This is a genomic window from Holospora curviuscula, assembly GCF_002930195.1.
In the GTDB taxonomy this organism is placed as follows: Bacteria; Pseudomonadota; Alphaproteobacteria; order Holosporales; family Holosporaceae; genus Holospora; species Holospora curviuscula.
Genome location: NZ_PHHC01000104.1, coordinates 1 through 6,586 on the forward strand (window position 1 = coordinate 1; position 6,586 = coordinate 6,586).

At 40.5% G+C, this 6,586-nt stretch carries 8 protein-coding genes; 6 read left to right on the forward strand and 2 right to left on the reverse strand.

Features of this window, described 5'->3' with window-relative positions:
* The 6 genes from HCUR_RS05340 to HCUR_RS05365 form a co-directional block, all read left to right on the forward strand.
* Window positions 1-701: recombinase zinc beta ribbon domain-containing protein (locus HCUR_RS05340; RefSeq protein WP_207760938.1), on the forward strand; the 701-nt coding region annotated here is incomplete at its 5' end.
* Window positions 692-1,090: a hypothetical protein gene (locus HCUR_RS05345; protein WP_104207081.1), complete on the forward strand. Its 399-nt coding sequence runs from the start codon at window positions 692-694 to the stop codon at window positions 1,088-1,090. The genes HCUR_RS05340 and HCUR_RS05345, both read left to right, overlap by 10 nt.
* 182 nt (window positions 1,091-1,272) lie before the next feature.
* Window positions 1,273-2,463, forward strand: coding sequence for a multidrug effflux MFS transporter (locus HCUR_RS05350; RefSeq protein ID WP_006302608.1), 1,191 nt, complete (start codon window positions 1,273-1,275; stop codon window positions 2,461-2,463).
* 151 nt (window positions 2,464-2,614) lie between these two features.
* Window positions 2,615-3,469, forward strand: coding sequence for an alpha/beta fold hydrolase (locus tag HCUR_RS05355; RefSeq protein WP_104207082.1), 855 nt, complete (start codon window positions 2,615-2,617; stop codon window positions 3,467-3,469).
* Window positions 3,466-4,188 (forward strand): alpha/beta fold hydrolase domain-containing protein, encoded by a 723-nt coding sequence (locus HCUR_RS05360; protein WP_104207083.1) that lies wholly within the window; start codon window positions 3,466-3,468, stop codon window positions 4,186-4,188. The genes HCUR_RS05355 and HCUR_RS05360 overlap by 4 nt, the downstream gene beginning before the upstream one ends.
* Window positions 4,185-5,396 carry a phosphotransferase gene (locus HCUR_RS05365; RefSeq protein WP_104207084.1) on the forward strand — a complete coding sequence of 404 codons (1,212 nt, stop codon included), beginning with the start codon at window positions 4,185-4,187 and terminating at the stop codon, window positions 5,394-5,396. The genes HCUR_RS05360 and HCUR_RS05365 overlap by 4 nt, the downstream gene beginning before the upstream one ends.
* Here the strand turns inward: HCUR_RS05365 and HCUR_RS05370 are convergent.
* Both HCUR_RS05370 and HCUR_RS08725 read right to left on the reverse strand, forming a co-directional pair.
* Window positions 5,393-6,220, reverse strand: coding sequence for an AraC family transcriptional regulator (locus HCUR_RS05370; RefSeq protein ID WP_104207085.1), 828 nt, complete (start codon window positions 6,218-6,220; stop codon window positions 5,393-5,395). The two genes, HCUR_RS05365 and HCUR_RS05370, sit on opposite strands and share 4 nt — an antisense overlap.
* An 85-nt stretch (window positions 6,221-6,305) precedes the next feature.
* Window positions 6,306-6,586: hypothetical protein (locus tag HCUR_RS08725; protein WP_165780794.1), on the reverse strand; the 281-nt coding region annotated here is incomplete at its 5' end.

Here is a 6,586-nt window from a genome sequence, read left to right on the forward strand (position 1 = left end):
AACTGAATCAACAAAGCCATCGCACCAAACGTATCATAACCAAAACCGGCAAAGAATATGGCGCGCAGTTATTCACAAAAGCTAACCTTCGCAGAACATTGATTAACCCGGTTTACAAAGGATTTGTCGCCCACAAAGAGGCTGTCTATGAGGGTGAGCACGACGGTATCTTAGAGCCTGAATTTTTTCATGAAGTGCAGCGCGTCTTTGAAAAATGCCCGCACATCAGAGGCAGAGAATCTTGGGCTAAAGATCAAGCGCTTTTAAAAAACCTCATTCGCTGCCAGGTCTGCGATGTATCCATGACACCCACCTACACCAAAAAGAAAGACAAGCGCTATCGATATTACGCCTGCAGCAATCATTTGCGGGGCAAAAGTTGTACCTCTCATCATAAAACCATTGCCTCTAATGAGGTTGAGCGCTTTGTGGTACAGCAAGTACGCGAACTCCTCAAATGCCCTGAAATCACCGCTAAAACCCTGAAATCTCTGGAGGGGCAAATCTCTACGGACGAAGCCTTTGCCATGCTCCAGCAAATCGATGTGATTTGGGATTCGCTTTTTCCGGTTGAGCAATATCGCATCATCTGCTTGCTGATCAAAGCAGTGCTTGTGCGAGAGGATGGTATTGATGTACGCATTCATACAGATGGGCTGCAGAGTTTATTGCTCCATGCCGGCATGGAGGCATGCCTATGAGCAAGGGGGAATTATCGGTATTCATGCCCATGCGCCTTAAAAAACGAGGCGGTAGAAAAATGGTGTTGGTACCGGAAGGCAAGGCCCAATTAGCGTCTCAGAATGCATCTATAGATACCACATTAGTAAAAGCCTTGGTACGTGCCCATCTATGGCAACGCCAGCTTAAATCTGGAAAATATCAAACCATGCAGGACCTATGCGATGCGAATAAAGTCACAGCAAAATATGTACAGCTAATCCTCAGGCTCAATTTTCTTGCTCCAAAACTCAAAGAAGCTATTCTTTTAGGACACCAACCTCGCCATATGAAACTCGCCGATCTTATGCAAAACATTCCAAGCCTCTGGCATGAACAGGGCGAATTATTTGGCTGCGAGGTGGTGTGATTTGTTTTGACTCCAAAATACTTTGTGCGTATAATGTTATTGTAGTCATTAATCTGGGATGTTCCAATGAAAAAAATCGTCGTCGTTTAAGTAAAGAAATTAGGTTGATTTGAGCGTCTCTTGAAAATAGAGGACGCTATTTTATTGCTTAATTTTTGAATTTTAAATGTCGAGGTTTTTTTATGACACATATTTTATTGCCAGCAATCTGGCTTATTGTTCTTATTGTGGGTCTTCCACAACTTTCTGAAACTGTTTATACGCCATCTTTGCCTGATATAGCGCATGCACTTAGAACAAGCGAAGCGATGGTAGAGTATACGCTGACGATCTACCTTTTTGGATTTGCTCTTGGAACTTTATTTTGGGGCAAAGTTTCTGATAAATTAGGTCGTAAGCCCTGTGTTATCGCGGGCTTACTAGTCTTTATTATCGGTTGTATTGGTTGCTATTTCTCAACTTCAATTGAAATGTTGATGATCAGTCGCGGAGTACAAGCGTTTGGCGGCAGTATAGGGAGCGTTCTTGGCCAAGCAATTTGCAGAGATGCATTCCATGGCCCCGCCCTTGGAAGAGTATATTCTGCGACCGGTAGCGCGCTTGCCTTATTTCCAGCGCTTGGACCTTTATTCGGAGGGCTGATCGCGGAAATATTTGGGTGGAGAAACATCTTCATATTCCTGAGCATGTTTGCGCTTATTGTAACGATCCTTGTGAGCGTAAAGTTGCCAGAAACACATCCACATGCTTCTCGAAAAAAGTTTTCTTTATGGAATATTGCGAAGCAACTTGTGCTAGACAAAAAAGTACTAGGCTTCGGCGTTATTGTCGCTGGATGTAATGGCATTCTCTTTAGTTATTTTGCGGAAGGGTCATTTTATCTCATCAAGGGTCTAGGCCTTTCGCCTAAGTCTTATGGTCTGAGCTTTACAGTTATTGCAGTCGCTACAATGCTTGGTGGAATCGTTTCTAAAAGATTACAGAATAAACATTCTTCTAAAGAAATAATGGGCTATGGACTTTTGATCATTGCTTTTGCCACAACAATCTTCAGTTGTGTGGCGACGATAAATCATAATTTATTTGCTTTGCCTTCTCATGTAATGATAGCGATTACTATTATTTCTCAAATGGGATGTGCTTTTGGAATATGTATGGCAACCAGCAATGCTCTTGCATTAGCACTTGCGGATTATAAACATGCAATTGGTACAGCATCCAGCTTGTTTGGATTTTTCTACTACTGCCTGATCTCGCTCTTTACATTATTTATGGGATTGCTACATGATGGAACATTGTTGCCAATGCCTCTTTATTTTCTTTCTCTAAGCTGCTTTATGATGATTGTAAATCGTATTTGCTTGAAGAGCTAATATGGAAAAGCCCTGAGGAGTTTATCCCTTGGGGCTTCTTGAATTAAGATCAAGGGGGTTGATTTATTTTGACTCCAAAACACTTTGTGCGTATACTATAGCAGTTAAGCGTTTTATAACCAAAGCTGGGATTGAAATATAGGTAACGAAAGTGTCACTTCAGAAGATAATTGAATTAAACAGGGATAATTTTTGCTTAAAAGCTTCTATTGATGGAAGTGGGCCAGTTGCTATTGTTATTGGTAGCCATAAATATTATCCGCGCACTTTTTCTGAAAACCTAAAATCAAAGCTGAAAATTATTTGCGCTGATACACGAGGTTTTGTTCCTGCATCTCCGAATCACACGGAAGATGACTTTACAGTCGATAAACTCGTCCAGGATATTGAAGCAATGCGGGTATCTTTGGGCGCTGATAAAATAATCCTTATTGGGCACTCGATTCATGCTTTTATGGCAATGGAGTATGCACGTGCATTTCCAGATAGAGTGAGTCATCTTGTTTTAATTGCCTCCAGTCCGATTACAGGGCAGGAGATTTACAAGGAAGCAGATCGATATTTTGAAGAATCGGTTTGTCCTGAGAGGAAGTCTGCGCTGCAAATTACTATGCAAAGGTTCAGTGAAAGCGGCGATCAATCTTTTGTAGCGCGTCTGCTATCGTTTGGCCCACGAATTTGGTATGACGCAAATTTCGATGCATCTAAACTTTGGGAAGGCGTAGAGGTTAATTCTGTTGGAGCTGGAATCATATGGGGCTCTATGTTTGTTGATTATAATGTTGCTAACGCTCTAAAAGCTATTAGCTGCCAGATTTTCTTGGCGTTTGGAAGATATGACTACTTCAACCCACCGCATTTATGGGAAAAATACCGCGAGCATGCATCAGATCTCACAGTCCGTATTTTTGAAAAAAGTGCCCATACCCCTCAACTCGAAGAGTCTGATAATTTTGATGAGGAGTTGATGAGGTGGCTAAGTAATAAAATTAATGGTAATTTATGAAAACACTTCATTTTGATTTTTATGATGAATCACGCAAAAGGCAGGTCCCTGTTAGTGTTTATCTCCCTGAAAATGCTAGCAACCCATTGCCAACAATAGTTTTTGGGCCTGGGTATCAAGGACAAGAAGATCTTCAAAAAGAAGAGCTTGTTTATAAGAGATACACCTATTTGGCAGAATATTTTACTGCCAAGGGATATGCTTTTGTGAGCATACAGCATGATGTTTTTGGCGATGTTGATGGCCTTGAGAAGGTTGATCCAAATACTATTCAAGATGAAGCTCGCCGTCATTTATACATCCGTGGAGAAGCGAATATTTTGTTTACATTAGCGCAATTAGAGCAACAAAATTTACCTCTTCGCTTAGACAACTTGATACTCAGCGGTCATTCAAATGGCGGTGATATTGCGAAATATTTTGTGAATCAACATCCAGAGTTAGTGCGTTCATTGATTTTATTTGATGCAAGAAGAGCAAGATTAAGGCCTGTATCGCCTCTGTCAGTACTAATGTTTGAAGCAGATGATACCACAACGGATGCAGGTGTAATTGCAGAGCCATTCCAGGAAAATAATGCCATCCGTGCGAACCTTGATTTAACCGTTATCAAACCAAGTGGCGCTCTTCACGCAAGTTATATAGATGGTGAAATAACTGAACCGCTTAAGAAGAAGATTTTTACCGCGCTCGATTGGTTTTTGGGAAGTGTAGCATGATCATGGAACCAGAGTTACTCGCAGCAGTCACTAAATCTTTGGAAGATTACTTTGGCGTGGAAGTTACAATTCAAGATGTCAAATTCTTAAGCGAGCCTGATAGAAGAAATAGAGTTGCACGTTTGTTTTTATCGGCTAACAACTACGATATACAATCTGTGATCTTCAAACAATCACTCTCTGATAAAAGTCAGGAAACTACTGATGCAGATATCCTGGCGAGATTTGCCAGAGATTTTGTCGGGCTAAAATTCTTGAGCCGGTCTGACATTAATCACAGCATTCCTAAGTTTTTAGGCGCAAGCCAAAGTTTTAGATTCATCCTACTTGAAGATCTAGGTGACACGCATATTAGCCTAGTTGATAGTTTGACTAAATCTGATCCTGATAAAGCAATAGCCGCTCTTAAGCGCTTTACCAAATCTCTTGCACATTTTCATATGGCAAGTTATGGGCGTCTTCAGGAATATGATGAACTATTGGTATCCGCTCATCCGAAGAGGGAAACGCTAGAAGACCGCATCAAATGGAATGAAGAAGATTTGATTCCTAAATTAGAAGGTGTTTGTGACATCCTTGGTATTCCTTGTACAAATGATTTAAAACAAGAGGCATCTGAAGTGATTGAAAAAGCCTTAAATCCTGGGAAATTTTATGTGCTGACACACGGGGATATTTGCCCTGATAACGTATTCGACCATGAAGATAAAGACGAGCTTCGGCTGATTGATTTTGAGTGGGTCAGACCCGGCAGTAGCTTACTGGATGCAACTTATTTTAGAATGAATTTCCCTACCTGTTGGTGTGCAAAAGCTCTGCCTGAAGCAGTGATATTAGAGCTTGAATCATTGTATAGAAAGACAATTGCAAGCAAAATCAAAGCTAACCTTGATGACGCCAAATATAATAAAAGCTATGTTGCAGCCTGTGGGTTTTGGCTACTCTCAAGCATGCCATTTGCCCTCCGCATCATGGATAAAGATAAGTGCTGGCCATCTGGTCCGGTGCCTATTGATTCATTATGGAATTCAGAAGATAACCTTGCTCGTCCACGTTTTATCTCGAGATTGCAAGGATTTATCCAGATATCAAAAGCCCATGGTATGCTTCCGCATTTACGTAATTCAGCTGAGCAAATGCTAGCAAAGGCTTATGAAAAATGGGATGACGCCAGACCACTTGATTTATATCCTGCGTTTCAAAACTAACATTTAATGATAGGCACATATATTGAAACACGGCTTTCTTCAAAATTATTAGGGAATTTATCCATCATCATAAAAGCTGGCTTTGTATCATCGATTTTTACAGATGATTTGTTAATCCATGCACCATAAATGTAGTGATAGGCTAGACCCATATTATTCAACTTCCCAGTATAGTTGAATTTAGCATAGTAACCGCCTGCAATAGTGATTAACTCGATTCTTAAGTCTGCACTCAAGTAGGCAACTCCAGCCGAAAAACGTACATTATCTTCAGCAATCTCTCCATCATGTGGATTATCGTGCCCAATGGCTATAAATGTGCCGGTAAAATCATCGTCCAGCGTTTCCTCGCTTAAATGTCCTTCCAGAGTTTTCCAAGCAAGCGGAGCGGCCTCAAAATATAATCCTTGTTTTGTTACAGCTTGAATTTTGAATTCAGTAATTTCGGTTATCTCGGGATCTTCTAAAGATACGCATTCAAGTTCACTCACGATATTAATTTTATTACGGGCAAAGCTTGGACTGTAGCCGAAATTTGCTTTGAATGTTCGAGCAAAAGCGCTTGCATCTTCAAAACCACTGCTGAGTGCGATTTCAAGAATAGACTCTTCCTTGTTTTTTAGTGACCTAAAAGCTCTCTCCATTCTAAGCCTTCTTATAAAACTACCTACAGAGCTGCCACTGGCATCTAAAAATAATCTTTTCAAGGTTGAAATAGAAACACCAATATTTTTAGCGATCAATTCAAGGCTAACGGGCTCATCTAAATTTTGATAAATAAACTTTACGGCCTTGATAAAGTTATTACTGTTAACGTATGTCATAATTTACCTCATCTATTACGATACTAATATACCGTCTTTAAAAGAAGTTTGCTGTGCAGAACGGTCCAAATTTACTTTTCATCATTTAATTATCGCCTTCAAAGATCTCACTTTTCTTTTCTTGAAAGGGGCTCGCATCATAAAACAGTTCGATTTTAGAGATGCGTTGCTCTATGAATTCCATCAGTACTGCTGCCCTAAATTTACCAATCGGCGCTGGAACGACCATATCATAGGCGAACATGATTTGATTGTGGCTTGCAAAACGTGACCTGATTTGGATGTCCTGCAATATTCCACCAAAGTTTTTTGCGGCTAAAACAACTGCGTCTTTTCCATGCATTTCTGCGAGTGGTCCGACAAAAT